The 17,324-nt window shown below is 43.4% G+C and carries 25 protein-coding genes; 11 read left to right on the top strand and 14 right to left on the bottom strand.

The window, feature by feature from the left end; genetic code table 11:
• The first annotated feature begins 121 nt into the window (after positions 1–121).
• A complete protein-coding gene (locus Vsou_RS03975; protein WP_054843481.1) occupies positions 122–562 on the top strand; it encodes a CBS domain-containing protein in 441 nt (146 codons plus the stop codon).
• Between the two features lie 43 nt (positions 563–605).
• Here the strand turns inward: Vsou_RS03975 and Vsou_RS03970 are convergent, their stop codons facing one another.
• Genes Vsou_RS03970 through Vsou_RS03955 form a run of 4 tightly spaced genes read right to left on the bottom strand, consistent with a single transcriptional unit; the run spans position 606 to position 3,327 of the window.
• Positions 606–1,205 carry a 2-oxoacid:ferredoxin oxidoreductase subunit gamma family protein gene (locus Vsou_RS03970; protein ID WP_188602525.1) on the bottom strand — a complete coding sequence of 200 codons (600 nt, stop codon included), beginning with the start codon at positions 1,203–1,205 and terminating at the stop codon, positions 606–608.
• Positions 1,195–1,434: a 4Fe-4S dicluster domain-containing protein gene (locus Vsou_RS03965; RefSeq protein WP_054843482.1), complete on the bottom strand. Its 240-nt coding sequence runs from the start codon at positions 1,432–1,434 to the stop codon at positions 1,195–1,197. Before Vsou_RS03965 ends, Vsou_RS03970 begins: the two co-directional genes overlap by 11 nt.
• Positions 1,424–2,263 carry a thiamine pyrophosphate-dependent enzyme gene (locus Vsou_RS03960; protein ID WP_054843483.1) on the bottom strand — a complete coding sequence of 280 codons (840 nt, stop codon included), beginning with the start codon at positions 2,261–2,263 and terminating at the stop codon, positions 1,424–1,426. The genes Vsou_RS03965 and Vsou_RS03960 overlap by 11 nt, the downstream gene beginning before the upstream one ends.
• Positions 2,260–3,327 (bottom strand): thiamine pyrophosphate-binding protein, encoded by a 1,068-nt coding sequence (locus tag Vsou_RS03955; RefSeq protein WP_229709696.1) that lies wholly within the window; start codon positions 3,325–3,327, stop codon positions 2,260–2,262. The genes Vsou_RS03960 and Vsou_RS03955 overlap by 4 nt, the downstream gene beginning before the upstream one ends.
• A 109-nt stretch (positions 3,328–3,436) precedes the next feature.
• On the opposite strand from Vsou_RS03955, the gene Vsou_RS03950 reads away from it, so the two are divergent.
• A complete protein-coding gene (locus Vsou_RS03950) occupies positions 3,437–4,327 on the top strand; it encodes an SDH family Clp fold serine proteinase (protein ID WP_188602526.1) in 891 nt (296 codons plus the stop codon).
• Between the two features lie 54 nt (positions 4,328–4,381).
• Here the strand turns inward: Vsou_RS03950 and Vsou_RS03945 are convergent, their stop codons facing one another.
• Positions 4,382–4,885 (bottom strand): hypothetical protein, encoded by a 504-nt coding sequence (locus Vsou_RS03945; RefSeq protein ID WP_188602527.1) that lies wholly within the window; start codon positions 4,883–4,885, stop codon positions 4,382–4,384.
• A gap of 65 nt (positions 4,886–4,950) precedes the next feature.
• On the bottom strand, positions 4,951–5,727 hold the full coding sequence (locus Vsou_RS03940; protein WP_054843487.1) for a glycosyltransferase family 2 protein: 777 nt from the start codon (positions 5,725–5,727) through the stop codon (positions 4,951–4,953).
• A 156-nt stretch (positions 5,728–5,883) separates the two neighbouring features.
• Between Vsou_RS03940 and bgaS the strand changes: the two genes are divergently transcribed.
• The 5 genes from bgaS to Vsou_RS03915 all read left to right on the top strand — a co-directional run bounded on the left by bgaS (position 5,884) and on the right by Vsou_RS03915 (position 9,342).
• Positions 5,884–7,350, top strand: a complete 1,467-nt coding sequence (bgaS, locus tag Vsou_RS03935) for a beta-galactosidase BgaS (protein WP_188602641.1) — start codon at positions 5,884–5,886, stop codon at positions 7,348–7,350.
• Positions 7,351–7,937: 587 nt separating this feature from the next.
• Positions 7,938–8,252: an MFS transporter gene (locus tag Vsou_RS03930; protein WP_188602528.1), complete on the top strand. Its 315-nt coding sequence runs from the start codon at positions 7,938–7,940 to the stop codon at positions 8,250–8,252.
• Between the two features lie 194 nt (positions 8,253–8,446).
• Positions 8,447–8,599, top strand: coding sequence for a hypothetical protein (locus Vsou_RS03925; protein ID WP_229709698.1), 153 nt, complete (start codon positions 8,447–8,449; stop codon positions 8,597–8,599).
• Positions 8,600–8,623: 24 nt separating this feature from the next.
• Complete coding sequence (locus Vsou_RS03920) at positions 8,624–9,001, top strand: HEPN domain-containing protein (RefSeq protein ID WP_188602529.1); 378 nt, start codon at positions 8,624–8,626, stop codon at positions 8,999–9,001.
• A complete protein-coding gene (locus tag Vsou_RS03915) occupies positions 8,986–9,342 on the top strand; it encodes a nucleotidyltransferase domain-containing protein (protein ID WP_013336685.1) in 357 nt (118 codons plus the stop codon). Before Vsou_RS03920 ends, Vsou_RS03915 begins: the two co-directional genes overlap by 16 nt.
• Here Vsou_RS03915 and Vsou_RS03910 read toward each other — a convergent pair.
• The 4 genes from Vsou_RS03910 to Vsou_RS03895 form a co-directional block, all read right to left on the bottom strand.
• The gene (locus Vsou_RS03910) at positions 9,339–10,061 is read right to left on the bottom strand and encodes a hypothetical protein (protein WP_188602530.1); all 723 of its coding nucleotides are present in this window, start codon (positions 10,059–10,061) and stop codon (positions 9,339–9,341) included. The genes Vsou_RS03915 and Vsou_RS03910 overlap by 4 nt on opposite strands.
• Before the next feature lie 11 nt (positions 10,062–10,072).
• Positions 10,073–10,645: a hypothetical protein gene (locus Vsou_RS03905; protein ID WP_188602531.1), complete on the bottom strand. Its 573-nt coding sequence runs from the start codon at positions 10,643–10,645 to the stop codon at positions 10,073–10,075.
• 104 nt (positions 10,646–10,749) lie between these two features.
• Positions 10,750–11,124, bottom strand: a complete 375-nt coding sequence (locus Vsou_RS03900; protein ID WP_188602532.1) for a cupin domain-containing protein — start codon at positions 11,122–11,124, stop codon at positions 10,750–10,752.
• Positions 11,125–11,168: 44 nt separating this feature from the next.
• A complete protein-coding gene (locus Vsou_RS03895) occupies positions 11,169–11,684 on the bottom strand; it encodes a PaREP1 family protein (protein ID WP_188602533.1) in 516 nt (171 codons plus the stop codon).
• Between the two features lie 94 nt (positions 11,685–11,778).
• Here Vsou_RS03895 and Vsou_RS03890 point away from each other — a divergent pair, with 94 nt between their 5' ends.
• Positions 11,779–12,411, top strand: coding sequence for a hypothetical protein (locus tag Vsou_RS03890; protein ID WP_188602534.1), 633 nt, complete (start codon positions 11,779–11,781; stop codon positions 12,409–12,411).
• On the opposite strand, the gene Vsou_RS03885 is transcribed toward Vsou_RS03890, so the two are convergent.
• A complete protein-coding gene (locus Vsou_RS03885) occupies positions 12,412–13,209 on the bottom strand; it encodes a hypothetical protein (RefSeq protein ID WP_188602535.1) in 798 nt (265 codons plus the stop codon). It lies immediately after the preceding gene.
• A gap of 96 nt (positions 13,210–13,305) precedes the next feature.
• Positions 13,306–13,980 carry an ABC transporter ATP-binding protein gene (locus tag Vsou_RS03880; protein ID WP_188602536.1) on the bottom strand — a complete coding sequence of 225 codons (675 nt, stop codon included), beginning with the start codon at positions 13,978–13,980 and terminating at the stop codon, positions 13,306–13,308.
• Positions 13,981–14,080: 100 nt separating this feature from the next.
• On the opposite strand from Vsou_RS03880, the gene Vsou_RS03875 reads away from it, so the two are divergent.
• On the top strand, positions 14,081–14,560 hold the full coding sequence (locus tag Vsou_RS03875; RefSeq protein ID WP_054843496.1) for a PaREP1 family protein: 480 nt from the start codon (positions 14,081–14,083) through the stop codon (positions 14,558–14,560).
• A gap of 11 nt (positions 14,561–14,571) precedes the next feature.
• Here Vsou_RS03875 and Vsou_RS03870 read toward each other — a convergent pair whose 3' ends face one another.
• Complete coding sequence (locus tag Vsou_RS03870) at positions 14,572–15,378, bottom strand: hypothetical protein (RefSeq protein ID WP_264890767.1); 807 nt, start codon at positions 15,376–15,378, stop codon at positions 14,572–14,574.
• A gap of 57 nt (positions 15,379–15,435) precedes the next feature.
• Positions 15,436–16,347, bottom strand: a complete 912-nt coding sequence (locus Vsou_RS03865) for an SPFH domain-containing protein (RefSeq protein ID WP_188602538.1) — start codon at positions 16,345–16,347, stop codon at positions 15,436–15,438.
• A gap of 54 nt (positions 16,348–16,401) precedes the next feature.
• Here Vsou_RS03865 and Vsou_RS03860 point away from each other — a divergent pair, with 54 nt between their 5' ends.
• Positions 16,402–16,836, top strand: a complete 435-nt coding sequence (locus Vsou_RS03860) for a hypothetical protein (RefSeq protein ID WP_054843497.1) — start codon at positions 16,402–16,404, stop codon at positions 16,834–16,836.
• A gap of 81 nt (positions 16,837–16,917) precedes the next feature.
• Positions 16,918–17,271, top strand: coding sequence for a thioredoxin domain-containing protein (locus tag Vsou_RS03855; protein WP_054843498.1), 354 nt, complete (start codon positions 16,918–16,920; stop codon positions 17,269–17,271).
• Positions 17,272–17,324: the final 53 nt, after the last annotated feature.

Raw genomic sequence — 17,324 nt, 5'->3', positions numbered from 1 at the left:
TATACTGGTATTTGTTGTAATTCATTTATATATTGGCCTATTACATTTATAAAGTATTCGCTTAGTGCAAATGAGATACTCCTTGTGGCCCTTATATACTATTTCCTCTTCTCGTATCTTGATGGTTACTACTGTTGACAAAGTAATCAGGAGAAAGGGCATCACAATTAATGAGAATGCCTCGGTTAAGGAAGCCATTGAGTTAATGACTAAGGAAAACACGGATCATCTAATAGTGATTGATAATAACGGTAAGGTAGTAAGCATTGTTACTTCTAATGATATATTAAAGACAGTGGGAAGGGCAGGTCACCTAAACATAAGTGTCAGGCAATGCTGCTCATATAACAGGGCAATTACGGTAAGGTTGAATGATAGCATTTACAAAGCGGCTTTACTAATGAGTGAACACGGTATCAAGCACCTACTTGTGGTTGATGATAAGGGAAATCCATGTGGCGTGTTGACGTCTGACGACGTCATTTGTGAGGATAGGGCAATATCTAGAATGGCTGAGCTAGCGATACCGAGGTCATCTGAGGAGTATTATGGCGCTGACTAAATTCCTAATGAGATAACTATTTGCTTGTTATTAAAATTAAGAATTATTTAATTGATACCGACTTTTGTGTAATTCCATAACCAAGCCCTAGAGCCTTGATATTCCTATTAATCACATCTTCGGTATTACCCCTTCTCCCTAATAACGTCTCCCTAAAGTACTTAATGACAACCTGCCTTGCAAGCTCTAGAGATACTTTGCCCCTTAGTAACTCGGTATCGCTTAGGTAATATAATGCTGCTCCCAGGACTATCGTTGACACGAAAACATCACTACCAATATGCCTTGCATTGGTTATTATGCTCAATTCCTGATGCCTCTTACCACTACATGATGCCTCCTTAGTAACGTGTTCATCGATTACTATTAATCCATCATCCTTAACAAACCCACAATACTTACCATATGATTGTTGAGTCAGCATAAACGCTAAGTCCAGCTTCCTGGCCTTTGGATAATCAATCTCCTTGTCACTAATTATAACATCTGACAATGCATCACCACCACGGGTTTGAAAACCATATGACGGACTGTAGACCACGTAAAGACCTGGGTCTGCTTCCATGATTATTAATGCCAATAACCTGCCAGCCGTAATAACCCCCTGACCACCAAAACCTGCAAACCTAACCTCAAGTCTCATTCTCGCCACCTCTGATAATAGTTATTGCATAGTCCGGGCAATATAACTCACAAATCCCACAGTCAATGCACTTATCTATGTGCTTAGCCTCTGGTAAAAAGATACCGTAATCACCAACCGCGTTTGACACTTCAAAGACCTTCGTTGGGCACTTATCCACGCATATATAACAACCCTTACATAGGTATTTATCCACGTCTATCTTAATCACAACCTGCCTACGTCTCATAGTTACCACCCTCCCTAGCCTTATTTATAATACTCCACATGATCTCCTCATACGTGGATCTCTCATGATCTACAAATTTACCTATAGTGATTCTATCACCATAACTGGGCTTTTCAGATGCAATCGTTATTTTGAGGTAATAATCCATTATCTTCGATGGTCTATCAACTCCAATCACGTACCTACCCTGATAGATAGGGCATTGGGATAAACACTCAAGTAGGCCAAAACCTCTATGTAGAAGTAGCTCCTTCATTGATTGCATACATTGTTTAGTCAGCGGTACAGCCCATCTAGCTACGTATGTGGCGCCAAGCGAAACAGCTAATTTACAGGCGTCTAATGGTGGTTCTGGGTTACCGTAGGGTGTCGTGTGGGTTATTGACTCCATGGGCGTTGTTGGCGCTACCTGCCCGCCGGTCATTCCATAAAGCATGTTATTGACAAGGATAACCTTTATACCTACATTCCTCCTTATTGTATGAATTAGGTGGTTACCGCCAATTGAGAGTAAATCACCATCGCCTGCAAAGACTACAACCTCACTATTAGGCCTAACGAGCTTTATCCCGGTGGCAACTGATAATGCTCTACCGTGAAGCGCACGCACAATGTTATACCTAAGCGGTGCAGGTATATTGCCCGAGCAACCAATGCCCGTCACTATGTATAGCTTAGAATCATCAAACTTACCCTCACGCTTTAGTTCATCAATGGTTCTAATAAAGTATCCAAGAATTATGCCGTTGCCGCATCCAGGGCAGAATATCGTCCTCCTCTTACCCTGAGCATACTCACTGCGCAGGTACTTCTGAATGAGTGGGTTCATGAAACAACACCTCTGGCAACACTATATATCTCCTCGGGTGTTGGCATTTCACCACCGAGCTTTGGAATCGACACAACATTTAGACCAAGTAGTCTGAACTCGTTAGCCATATACCCAGCGTTCATCTCAGGCACAATAACGGTATTTGCGCCCTTTATGGCGTTTTTAATGGCATCCTCTGGGAATGGCCAGAGGGTCACTAGTCGTAGGAAGCCGACGCGATGGCCGTCCCGCCGAAGCATCTTAACAGCTGCCAATGCAGACCTTGCCGTACATCCGTAGGACGCTATGAAGACCTTGGGATCATCCTCCATATACTTAACCTCGATTCTCGATATCTTATCCACATTATCCCTAATCTTCCTTATCAATCGCCATAACGCCTTCGCCGACAGTTCAGGGTCATTGGCCACATTATAACCTCTCTCATCATGAAGCTGACTTTCGAGTAGGAACCCCTCATCACCATGCGTAGGCGGTGTGACGTGGGGTAGCACCGGGTACTCTCCAGGGTCTGGTACGTAGATCTTCTCCCACAGGTGTACAGTAACTTCTTCCGTGAGCAGTATCACCGGTGTGCGGAATTGCTCAGATAGGTTAACCGCATCTATCGTTAAATAGAACAATTCCTGAACATTGCTGGGGCTCAGAACTATTATCTCGTAGGAACCATGAGAGCCATACCTAGCCTGAAATGCGTCTTGTTGCGATGGCATTGTTGGCTGACCAGTCGATGGACCACCCCTCTGAACATCAACAATTAACAATGGTACCTCAGTATTAATGGCATGCCCAATGCCCTCCTGCATTAGGGAGAAGCCTGGGCCGCTCGTTGCGACCATGGCCTTCCACCCAGCCACGGAGGCGCCTATGGCCATGTTTATAGCCGCCAGCTCATCCTCGGTCTGCACAAAAATACCACCAGCCCTAGGCAGTAGTTGCGACATGTACTCGGCAATCTCCGTTGCTGGCGTTATTGGGTAACCTGCATAGAACCTAATACCTGCGTAAATGGCGCTGCGGACCAATACCTCACTACCCATCATTAAGGAGTACTTCCTCACCCAATAACACCCATGTTATTATGATTAAAATAATATTAAAATATTATATTACGTCAATCATGAAGTACATGGTAATGCTTTTTAATATGTATAGATAGTTATTTTTACAATGATTCTTGATATATACACAGACGTACTTGGGTACCTTTTCTGGATACTCCTCTTCATAGCAATGCTATCACCATGGTTGTCAATAAGGTCACTACAGCGCACCAGGTTGAGACTTATAGAGTTGATGGAGCGTAAGTACGGCTCTAGGGTAATAACCATGATACACAGACAGGAGAAGATTGGTTTGCTCGGTGTACCGATTTATAGATACATAGATATTGAGGACTCAGAGGCCATTATAAGGGCCATCAGGACAACACCACCCAATATCCCGATCATGCTCATTCTACACACCCCTGGAGGACTCGTGCTTGCAGCATCACAAATAGCCAAGGCCCTTAAGGCGCACCCAGCCAAGAAGATTGTGGTGGTGCCTCACTACGCCATGAGTGGAGGCACATTAATTGCCCTAGCGGCTGATGAAATAATAATGGACCCAAACGCCGTACTCGGTCCAGTAGACCCACAACTTGGTGGTCCCAGTGGAATGTACTTACCTGCGCCGTCAATAATTAGGGCGGTTGAGATTAAGGGTAAGGATAAGGTTGATGATCAGACGCTGATACTTGCTGACATGGCTGAGAAGGCCATTAATCAGGTTAGGGATTTAGTTATTGAGCTAATTAAGGATAAGGTCGGCGAGGAAAGGGCCAAGTACATAGCTGATAAATTGGTTAGTGGTTATTATACTCATGATTACCCAATAACAGTGGAGCAACTGAGGGATATGGGGCTTAAGGTATCGACTGATGTGCCGCCTGAAGTTTATGAACTAATGATGCTATATCCACAGGCCAGGACAAATAGGCCGGGAATCGAGTACTTACCATATCCTATGGTACCAAGACCAACAACAAGAGAGACAAGGAGTGATGTATTCCTTTCATGAATTACTAATGGAAACAAAACGTGTGCTTTTTAGTTAAAATTATTAATTACATTATTATGTTCTTGGTCTCCTTATTGCTAATATTATTACCACTATCAGCGCCACAATCACTATGATTATTGCCATTAACAACATGCCTTGGTTACCTGAAACTTCCCTTGACTCAGGTGCTGGTAATGTTATATTCAATTGATTAGTGAAGTTCTCACTTGTTAGGTAGAAGGTGTATGTCCTAAACACGGTTGCTTTACTTACTGTCGCATTAATCGTAATAACAATTACATCCTCCTTACCTGGTAATGGTGGCGGCGGTTGCGGTATTTCCGCAATCCCCTCATTATTTGTAGTGATTGTGCCATAGGCATGGAGCATCTGGGTCGTATATGACTGGACAAATTCCATGTACGTAATTGAGGCATTGCCCAAGGGGCCCATGCTCTGGACTACCACATTTACCTGTATGGTGTTTTGTGATGCCAGTGACGTTATTGTTGTTATTGTGATTACCATTAGTATTGTTATAACCGCATATTTAGTGATTTCATTCTTGTTGATCACGATTATGAAGCAATGATCTTAGTGTATATAAGCATTACATCATGTGCCAAGTCAGCATACGTAAACTACCTACAGGTATTATGTTCCTTAATTATTCTATTAAATAATTCATGATCCCTAGTAGCCATATCCATGAATTCACCGTTTAAGATTTTCCTTGATGTTTGCCCGGCATGAATTCTATACTTGGTCAGGATAATTGGTTCATGAAGTACGGTGTAGCATTGGCTTAGTACTAATATGAAAAATAAGGCGTCGGAGTATAGGTTAATACTTTCAATTAAATTAAGCCTACTCGTCAATGCATCCTTAAGCGCCGATAGACTTGACGTGTTGTAGAATAACGACCAATAATCAGCGTGCAACCATTCATCAACCTTGGAACGCATGTACAAGCCAAGGTCATCCTTAATAATGGCGCTCCTATTGAGGATCATTGAGCAGTAATAGGCAGGTAATTCATGGCAGTGTAGCTCATTACCGTTAGCATCAACGAATTGAAACAAGTTATGATAAAGACCAAGCCCAGTAATGCTACTGAATGCCTTCTCAACATGACTAAGCTTGTTTTGTAACCACTCATCGTCATCATCAAGGAATGCAATAACGTCACCACTCGACTCCCTAATGCCCCTGGCCCACATTGGGCCTACCCCGGTGCTTACATGGTGAATCACAAAACCGTACGGATCAACCAAATCCTTGATCTCCCTATCGTAATATGACATAACAACAACTAATTCATTAGGTCCTCTGGATTGATTAATCGCTGAGGAAATGGCGTATCTAAGCAATGGTGCCCTAGACCTCGTGGTGCTGATAATTAAGGCCGTTATTTCCACGCAAAGAGTCTCTTTTGTTGAGGATTTTAATGATTACCACAGTTCATTCTTCACAGTTCATTTGCCCATAGGTTAGAACCCTGAATCTAACAGGGCAGAACCTTAAGTGTAGTATGGTAATTCCTAAAAACAATACTAATTTTAAGTTAATACGTGATACTATCATTTCCCAGAAGCTTCAGGTTCGGTTGGTCCCAGGCCGGCTTCCAATCCGAAATGGGTATACCAGGTGATGAAGATCCCAACAGTGATTGGTGGGTTTGGGTCCACGATAGCGAGAATATAATGTCAGGTCTTGTCAGTGGCGATTTACCAGAGAATGGACCTGGTTACTGGGGTCTTTACAGGGTTTTCCATGAGAATGCCATTAAGATGGGACTTGACATTGCCAGGGTTAATGTTGAGTGGTCCAGGGTATTCCCAAACCCAATGCCCGAGCCACCCAGTAGTAATGTTGAGGTTGTTAACGATAAGGTGCTCAAGATCGATGTTGATGAACGCGACTTAAGAAGACTCGATGAGACATCTAATAAGGCTGCAATTGAACACTATAAGGCAATCTTCAATGACTTAAAGAATAGGAACATATTCTTCATACTGAACCTCTATCATTGGCCGCTACCGCTATGGATTCATGACCCAATTAGGGTCAGGAGGGGCGATCTTTCAGGACCCACCGGTTGGCTTGACATTAAGACAGTGATCAACTTCGCCAGGTTCGCGGCCTATGTGGCTTGGAAATTCGATGACATAGTTGACGTGTACTCAACAATGAATGAGCCGAACGTGGTTGCTTGGAACGGCTATATCAACGTTAAGTGGGGGTTCCCGCCGGGGTATTTAAATCCCATACTGGCTATGAAGGCCTTGGCTAATTTAATTCAGGCCCATGCCAGGGCTTACGACGCGATTAAGACGATTAGTAAGAAACCGATTGGGATTATCTATGCGAATAATGCCTTCACTCCATTAACTGATAATGACGAGAAGGCCGTAGAGTTAGTTGAGCGAGATGCTAGGTGGTCGTTCTTTGATGCCATCATCCATGGTAACTTATATGGCGAGGTTAGGGAGGATCTTAGGAATAGGCTTGATTGGATTGGTGTTAATTATTATTCAAGGGTTGTGGTTAAGCTCATTAACGATAATTCATACATAATAGTCCCTGGATATGGACATACCTGTGAGAAGAACTCCGTAAGCCCTGATAATAGGCCGTGCAGTGACTTTGGTTGGGAGTTTTACCCGGAGGGCCTGTACGATGTATTGATGAAATACTGGAGGAGGTATCACCTGCCCATGTACGTTACCGAGAACGGAATCGCTGACTCGGCCGATTACCTAAGGCCGTACTACCTTGTTAGCCACATTTACCAGGTGTATAGGGCCTTGAGTGATGGGGTTGATGTTAGGGGCTACCTACACTGGTCATTGACGGATAATTACGAGTGGGCCTCAGGCTTCAGCATGAGGTTTGGCCTGCTATACGTTGATTACGTCACTAAGAAGCAGTACTGGAGGCCCTCGGCCTACATATATAGGGAGATAGCCATTAATAAGGCGATACCCGACGAGTTAATGCACCTAAATGCGATACCACCTGTAAAACCGCTAAGGAGGTAGAATTAATTATTATCACGATCTTCCCTTACCGAGTTTACTGAAAATCCTCTGGGCACATTTATTGGTATCTTTTCGAGTTCCTTAACGACACGCCTAATATTCCTCTTACTCATCCTTTCTTTACGTGTCTTTTTACCTTTATTAATCTAAGGCCATTCCCTTTTGCTCATTTAATGATATCGTGAGTCAACTTTTAATCCGGCATTGATATTAATCTTCGCGCTCAGAAGCCTTGTCGGTATTAAGCTGAGTTCCGAGACGTGGAGATACATTGCAATTCTCACGTCAATTTCACGATATACGCGGAGGCGATCGCCATGCCATCCCATCAACCTAGAAAGGCGATACGGTGTAATGGAGTCGGGGGATCTCGTGGTATTACCCTTGCTGGTTTTGGGATGTTCCTATCATTCCAGGTTCTTGCTTACATGTTTGAGTTACTAAGCCCCTATAGCCAATTATTGTTTATTAAAATGCCATATAATGGACCTGTAAAGAACAAGGGGTTATGGACACCAGTGTAGGCTTGTCCTTAGTATTATAATGCCATAACCAATAGGGTATTAATCATAACATCTAGGGTAACGGTGATCAGAAACTTGTTAATGATGGCTGCCATTTATGTGCATGAGTTGATGAGCGCCATAGTCGCGATGATAATAAGCATGATAGGCATAGCTGGCATGACCATAACCAAGATAACGTTATTAATATCATCAGCGTCTAGGGAAAGGATGGCTACAATGACTAGGGCAAACACGGCCATGAGACTCATGGGTAATACGCTAGGCCCGGTAATTGCAGGTTCCCTGGAGACCACCTATAGGACCCCGTTACTCGCCTATTACTTAAATGGCATGCCCATATTCTATGAGGTACCTGGCAAGGAATCCTTCGTATAATCCTTCGTGATAGCCTCGATCACGGCATTCATAGTAATGATAATGTCAACGAAGGTGACGAGATAAACCTTAATAGCGTCCTCATAATGCACTACTCATAATTTAATGGCAGAGCCCTGGCTTAATAAGGCAAGGAGGTTTGGGGATTACGCGAAGGAGGACTTAGCGAATAATAGGTTTCTTGAGAGAGTTCTATGATAATACTCGATGCCGTAACTGATGGTAAGGTACTTTGCGGCGATTCAAGGGTTTTTGATGACGTTAGGGATAGAGTGAGGAGGTACATTGAGGGAAAAGGCTTGGTCAGGACCAAGAGTGGTTGGTTTCCAAAGGACATGGTTAAATAGGTGTTATATTGAGTAATCGGGGTAATGGGTTTCCTAAGTCAAAGGGCTGAGGAGTTCTTGAAGCATGCGAGGTTTGCGTATGAACGTGGGTATTATGACTTGGTAATGTTTAATGTGGAGCAATTTATGCAGTTAAAACTTAAGTCATTGTTGTATAACCTTGTTGGTGATTATCCACGTACCCATAGATTAACCCAACTCTTCATGGAGTTAATGAAAGTATTAAATGATAAGCGTCATCTAAATGATTTCTACACTAGGAATAGGGAAGTAATTCTGTTATTGGAATTTGCGTATATAGCAAGTCGTTATATGCCGCCCCGGTTTAATAAAGATGATGCCGAGAAGGCGCTGAACATAGCCAATGAGTTTAATGAGGTGGTTAAATGCCTACTCTCGTAGATTTGCTACTCGATGTTAAGAGGATTAGGGATAGAATTCTCAACAACATTGATTATTACCTTAGCCGGATTAAAGACGTGGTGCTCAGGCTTGACCCCAATGCAGAGTTGATGCTCATTGGTAGTTATGTACGTGGAAACTTCAGACCTGATAGCGACGTTGATGTTCTGATAATATCTGATGTGTATGGTGATGACCCACATAAGTACGTGGAATTGGTCATGAGTATCATTAAGGAGGTTGGCGATGACGCACTTCTGGTATTTGAGTTCCACGTGATTAGTAGGGAGACATACAGTGAATGGTATAGTAAATTCATCGATATCTACAGGATCATTTAAATGCCCAGGTAATTACATGTATGAACCTCGTTAATTCCAATACTCCTTAGGGCATTAATAAACTCTCGCCCAATGCCGGCTGGCACAGTGAGGGTGTAGGTGGTGCCTGCGAACCTAATCTTTAGCGTATCAAACGCATTCCCCATACCATCACGCCAGCCAAAGCCGGCAATACAAATTGTGACGTCGTTAATAGGAATATCGATGATTTCGTTAGTACCTGTCCTAATACGAATGTAATCACTATATAGGAGTATATCCCTTATATTAGTCCTTATATCCCTCTTCGCTGATACGTACCCCTTCACTAAGATAGCGTCTATCGCGACTAGGATACCGGCAAAGACTAGGAAGGAAACTAATAGGTTTAGCCAGGCATGCGGATTTACAATCATTTCCCAAGCAATAGCCAAGAGGACGAAGCCGAATAGGGAATTAGTAACAGCGAGGCGAGTAAGGGGAGCCTTTGGACTCGGCACAATGGCTCCCTTATAACCCCATAAGGCTCCACTCTCCTCTAACCAAGCCCTCTTACGCCTGTCTGAAACGTAGATTGCAACAGCAGATGCCATGCCGATGATGCCAGGTATCTCGAAGACTAGGTATAGGGGGTCGCCTCTTAATCGGTACAGTATGAGGCCAACTAAAGCCGTTATAAGTCCAATAATGAATGTAATGACCGGATTCCTACGACGAGGCGTAATAATCACATTGCTCATACTACCAACCCCTAACATGCCAATTTCGGTCTCGTTAGCACTACGGGGCCAGCCTTCTTCTCCTTCTCCCCACACCAATCAATCCTCGACTTGCCGAAGTCCGTCATTAGGACTTGATTTAACTGCCTGCACTGGTCAGTACTAAGGAGTATCGTATAATTAACATCATTATAACTAATGAGCAACTCAACCCAACCTGGGTAGTACCACCATGGCCTGTTAAGATTCCTCACTGGCGGTGTGTACTTAATAACGCATGGGTTGAGGTCACTAATGGGTATTGTAACCTCCTCACCATCCACTGTTATAAACCATGCATAATCCCTATACAGTGCAAAGTCCCTAATAGACCTATAGAGCCTATTCTCCCTCGCTGATCGTATCATCGCCCATATGACATATGCCGTAATTAAAGCGAAGAATAGGTTGAGTAGGGCGTACTCCCAATTTGGCAGTTTATACTGTATTGCTAATACAATGCCTACGAACCAAACAAGGGCTATTACGATTATGGCTGGGATGTATCGTAGGTAATTCCTCCTCCCATAGGATATCGGTTTAACTCTTAGTATCGGCTCACTCATTATTAAATTGAAAGTAAATAAAATATTTAAATGTATCTGTTCAATTTCCAATAATTAGTAAATCCAAGCCGTAAATACCTAATTTAAGTTTCATGTTTAATGCGCTACTCGAGGACGTTTATGCTCATGTCCTCCTCATAGGATATTATTGTTATCAACTCCAGGTCTTCATTGCTAGTATTTGTTATTGAATGGGGTGTGTTTGGTTTTACGAATATGCACATGCCGGGCTTTACGTCAATGATTTCGTTGTCCACGGTCATCCTCCCAACACCCCTAAGTACTATGAAGGTCTCCGCATAGGCATGTCTATGTAGTGGCGCTTTACCACCGGGCTTAACCACTTGCCTTCTCACGGCGTACTTGGAGCCGTCGTCCTTACTCACGAGCCACTGGGTGTATACACCCACGGCACCCTTGATACTCAATGGTTCCTCACGTACCTTCGTAATATCACTGATAACTTTATAACTCGGCATGATGATACTATAAATGCTTTAGCTTATACGCCTTTCCTAACTGGTTATGTTTGTTCAAGCCTCGTTTTTATAACCCTATTAATCTCATTCACAATCCTCTCAATATACGGATACCTAATTCTTACGGCTTCAGGGTCTAACTTTGTCTCGTGAAAACCCCATACATGTAGGTAATTTGCCGCGTCCCATGACCGCACAAGCCAATCACCGAGCTTTTCACTTACCGTTTCAACAACCTTCTCAAGTTCAGTCACGGTCCACCTACCCCTTTCACTCACTCTACTTAGTATATTCTTTAAATCGTAATACTGGGCCAACGCCTTTACGCTTTCCTCAGCCGCCTTATAGAGCTTCTCACTGGCTTGCACGGGGTCCCTATCTATTAATTCCCTGCCTTCATTTAGATATTTAATTGCGAGTTCCATCCTCGCTTCCATCATGGTGCTTGGGTCCAGGTTAATTACTTTCATTAATGCGTTGAGTATAGCATCTTCGGGGTTAAGTCCCTTCTTCTTTAGTTCCTCGACGATTATGCTTGGTATCACTACTTCTTCCGTCATTATACTTATAATACGTTTAGGTGAGTTATATAGCTTTGCGTTAATTGTAAGTGCATGAGAAATACTTAAAACTGAGCGTGATTTGTGGATTCCCGTGAACTTTGGGATATTCTTCGCGGCATTCGGTATAAGTCTGCTTGAGCTTTCGGAGGCTGGCGCAGTCACGGCTATTTACCAGGGAATTTACAGGGGCTTTAAACCAGTGCTGTATGCTATTGCCGGCGTGCTCCTGGTCTTAATACCTACGTTCACCGTTGGTCGGTACATCATTTACCTACCCCTCGATTACGTATTAGCGGTATCATCGGTAATACTGTTTTACTTCGGTTATAGACTGCTCAGGAGTGCGCGTAGGTACTTCAAGAGGACTGGTAGGGGTAAGGGTGGTGAGGAGGAACGTGGGGACTTGGCCGTGGTATTCACGGTATCAGCCATAGAGGCCTTTGAGGCTGCCCTAGTCCTCATTGCCTTAATACCAAGGAGCTACTCATCAACCCTCATAGGCACGCTGCTCGCAGCAGCCATAGTGGTTATCCTCACGGCGGTGATTAAGGACCAAATAGCCAGGATAAGACTGCCGCACCTGAAGTACGTGCTTTCAGCCCTACTATTCAGCCTGGGCACCCTATGGGCCATTGAGGCAGCTGGGCTTGACCTAACGGATTTAGTACTAATACCCTTCTTCCTAGCCTACCTAGGCATTAACTACTTAATCATCAAGTTGTGACTAGGGCTCCTCACCTCTCATTATCAACCCAACCCTATTAACCTGGGTCTTAAATGCAATAATTACTGACAACACCGCCATCACGATCGATACGATAATCATCGCCACATTCAATACACGCAGTAGCGTCGCTGGGTATGAAGTTGCACTGGTCGCTGTCGTAATTATAGGTATCATTATTGAGAATAGGATTATGAGGCCAGGGAGCGATACCATGGTAAAGGCTAGGTTCTTTGTCGATCCAATGCCCGTGGAGATCTTAAAGTACTTTGGTTTTGAAAGCCCAATGAGCACACTAAGCCCCGTGGTAAACAACCCAACACCGAATGGAGCCAGTAGGGTGGCCACCATTAGGGTGCTTAGGATCTTTGGGATTACAATGTAGAGTGGAATTATCATTAAGGCCTTAGCCAATAAGTAAAACATGGCAAATGATGATAGCCCAACGATATAAAGCGCCTTAATGAGGTCCCTATCGCTCACGCCATTACCGAATAGCACCTCGAAAACTCCATTCTGTATGTCCGCCTGTATTGTGCCAAGCACGATGGTGGCGGATAGTAAGGATACCATCAGTGAAGTCATGCCGATCAATATTATTAGCATGAGGACCCTCGTAAATGCCACGGCCTCCTCAATAGGCATTTTAACGCCATGAATGTTCTCGGGGTTAACCGTGATTATTATAAAGACGAACTGCGCAATCACGAATACCATAACCGCCAATAGGGTTATCAGCGTCACAAGGTAATAGGTCCTGCCAACCCTCCACGCCCTCCTGAGATAAGCCCTAATCATCCACACCACCCAGTAACTCATCAATCACTGAGTTCCTGACCTCAAGTACATTAAATTCCTCAGACCTCAGTTCATCAATAACACGAGGTAACTCACTCAAATCAGCCTCAATAATCCTGGTCTCACGCCCCTCTTAGCGACTATCCTCATGGCACCACCAAGCTTAGTCATGTCTCCATGAAAGGCAATCCTTCCCTTTCTAATGATGACTAGGTAATCAGCGAGTTCTAAAGCCTCGGATAACATATGTGTTGTGTATATAACAATGCCGTGCAGGCTTCTCACAATATCCTTAACTCTACTGGCAAAATTCACGTCAAGCCCGTCAGTTGATTCATCAAGTGCATAAACCTTGGGACTACCCAACATGGCGATAGCGATCTCAACCATCCTCCTCTGACCATTACTCAGAAAGCCCACCTTAGTATTCATTAGATTCCTAATCCCAAGTCTATCAACTACCTCGTCTAGGTTACTGGCATTCTTAACCTCGGCATAGAACTCTAGATTTTCATGCACGGTCATATTAGGATCAAGCCCACCGGCATGACTAACATAACCCACATCACCCCCACGCAGTGGTCTACCATCAAGCACTATAATGCCCCTCAACGGCTTTATTACCCCAGCAATAGCCCTCAATAATGTTGTCTTGCCCGAGCCATTAGGGCCTAAGATTACGGTCCTACCTTCATCAAATTCCACGGTTAATCCATTAATGACGACCTTACCTCCATAACCAACAACCAAATCATTAACGCTTAACTTCATTAGCAACATACGTTATTAAACAATGTTTACTTAAGATTTTCGCAGGGTAATGACGAACTAAAAGCACTTTAAAGGCTCCTAATTATTTAATGTGGTAAAAATGATTGAAATTAAGCTAAACCTAGATGAGATAGGTAAGTCAAGGCTTATGGAGACTCAAGTAGAGCTTGAGCTGGCCGAGAAATTCCTCAACGATGGATTGCTTAGAAACGCCGCTGGTAAGGCATTCCAGGCATGGAAGTCTTACCTATCGTATTTAGCCATTAAGAATAGGCATTTGTTTAATTTCACGGGCTATAAGAGGGTTAGCCGTAGCGTTAAAGTTTCAAGGAATGATTGGATCCTGGCCATTATGCCTACGAACATGCTCATGGAGATCGCAGGCAAATTGGCTGAGAAAAATGCCGATATTGTGGAATTAACATCACTAGCCCTGGTGATACATGAGTATCAATACAATGGGCCAGACCCAACTGGTATTGTCAGTAAGCTACCGAGCGATGAAGCTGCCAGGCAAGTGCTTGCTAAGTTCATAGCCAGAGCCAAGGAATTAATTAAACAGACTAGGGAGACTCAGTGATGATTGTTTAATTACTCCCTGCCCAGGTACTTACTGGCTATTATATCCATAACCCTGATCAGATTGTTTGTCAATGCACCATCTACGCCACCCCTCGACCTAAGCACTATTTCGTTACCCAATTCACTTATTTCGTAATTACTGATGTAGAGGGCGTTGGCGATCCACGTGGCGTATTCAATAGCCCTATTCTCACCAAAGGCCTTCACGGCATCTTCATGCATTGTAATTTCAAGCGGGTTTGCCTTTACGGTTATTAGTGGCTTACAACTACCCATTCTCTCAAGGCATAACTCAATGCGGGTATTCTCGCCCAAGGACCTCAGTAGTAGGTTTTGGCCATTAATATTACCGTACGACTTTACTACATGGGCAACTAAGGTCTCCACAGAGGCTTGCTGAGGGGTACTTAAAGGCGATTGGATCTCTTGATGTATTTCTTGCTGTGGTTGAATTGCAGGTTGCGTGATTATGCCTAGTGATGTCAATACTTCATTAAATGCGTTAATTACTGCATCCATATTTTGGTTCACCCACTCTGGGTAATGCCCTGGCTTCTTCCTTAACCTTAATTCTATATCACCGTGTTCAACTGCTTCATAATCCTCTATGCCTAACACCCTGGCCAACTTAGCCGCCGCTATCCTAGCTGTATCTACACCGAAGAGCTTCATGAATTTCCTGGTTACCCTTATCATGGCATTGTAGTGAGAACAACCTGTGCTTAGTTCAATGAGTATTTCGGGGACCTTACCCTGGTTCAGTATTGATAGGTTTATGAAGCATGGCAGATTATTAATCCTAACCTCCTCAATCACCAATTCATGGTCATTATATACCCCATAATTTTTTAAGACATTATGGCTCATACCTCATTAACCCCGGCTAATCTCAAAGCCACCGAATTGGCTAGATTGACTGGAACCACCTTGACTTTGCTGCGTTTGTTGTTGCGTTGGTGGGGATGTTAATTGCTGTAGGCCGCCAGGTATGCCTGCAGTTGGTAGTATGTATATTGGGTAATATGGCACACCGAGCATCATGTTCGTGGCAGCAGGATCACTTCTTTGGGCCATGATCTCCGCAAGCCTAGCCCTAATTGCCGTGTTAACGTCCAGGCCAAGGGCCATGAACTGCACCACCCTCCTCATTGTTTCGTCCTCGGGTTCAAGCCTTACGATTCTGCATGTTATTAGGTGTACGCCAACCTCATCCAAGAATGACCTGAGACTTGCTGTCACTGCGTCGGTTATCTTATGCAGGTTGGCATAAACCTCATTGAGTGATACTAGGTTAAGGACTTGGCTGACTGCCTGGTCCACTATTGGTGATACATAGTTCTTGAAGTCCTCTACGGTGTACTTAAAACCACCAAACTGCACCGAATTAATGAATTTAACAGGGTCGGTAATCATGAAGTAATAGGCCACTTGGTACCTCATTGGGACAAGCTCCTTTGTTTGCGTGATCCCCTCGCTCCTTGCCTCATGTCTCGCCGTACTTGCAAATAGTACCTCGACCTCCCACGGTATGTTGCCAGCGTACTGGAACTTGGCGAAGAATTGGGATATTGGATTGGCAGGTGTTTGTAGGTCGTGAGCCCCAGAGTCAAAGACTCCCTGTATTTGTCCCTGTATCCTAACCACAGCCTTCTGGTTTGAGTAAACAATGAGTCTTGACCTTGTCCTAACATCAACGGAGTGATACTTCACTATTAGGTCGTCTGGACCCATTTGATCAATTCCCTTCTCGTCTATTGTGGATATTACCTGAGCCCTTATCGACATATTAATACTGAATTGTTAGTTTGGTTTATAAAATTTATTTATTAATTGGAAATAATGTCTACACGCGAGATCAGGTATAATGCAGTGGCTGGTGTTGGTTATGCCTTCTTTGTGTCAGTGGTTATCCTAATACTCGAGGCGCTGGCTAACATATTCTACCCAACACCACTTGTCCTGAGCCCAATATGGGCATTAATCAAGGGCTACTGGGTATCCCTCGTATTGATACTGGTCCTCTATGGACTCCTCATACTATTCGCAAGGCCCTATAGGACTGAGGAAATGACAAATTACAATGTTTACTTTAGACCAGCCCAGAGGACGGTCATATACGTCATAATCGCTGTGGCGATACTAAGCCTATTATTCGATGCATACCCAGGGCCGCTCTGGGGTAGGACCAGGATTGGCTTGTTCATTGTAGTTAACGTAATAGCTGGTGCCTTAGGTGGGTACTTGGCTGCTAGATTTGGAGGGATTAAACATTGACCTTGAATTTAGCTTTGTGATTAATTTTATTTTCAATGAATAGTAGGGTTTATTAGTTATTAATTGTTTATTATTAATTGAATGCTGATCAACATTAGGCTATACATGATCGATGGCAGAGATAATAAGTATTTAGAGTTCATTAGAGATGCAATTAACGAGGTAACGAATGAGTTGAGGACAAGCGGGAGTATCATTAGATTCACCTCAGTCAAAATAAACAGGGATTACATAGACATAATCCTAGGAATGTTACTGGGCGGCGAGGGACCGGCCGAATTCATACCAATAATTAATGAATTAAGGGAATATAACGTATTTGACCTACCCGCATTAATAATCAACGGTAAGAAAGTACTCGAAGGAAAAGTGCAGGAACCATCCATAATCAAATACACACTTTCTAGGAAATTCCATGAATTATTTAATGTTTAAATAATAACTATTAAAGTTAATAAAACATATTACTAAATTTTATATATAAACTT

Source organism: Vulcanisaeta souniana JCM 11219 (genome assembly GCF_026000775.1).
GTDB lineage: Archaea > Thermoproteota > Thermoprotei > Thermoproteales > Thermocladiaceae > Vulcanisaeta > Vulcanisaeta souniana.
Note: the sequence above shows the minus strand (reverse complement) of the source record. Positions and strands in the feature narration are given on the sequence as shown.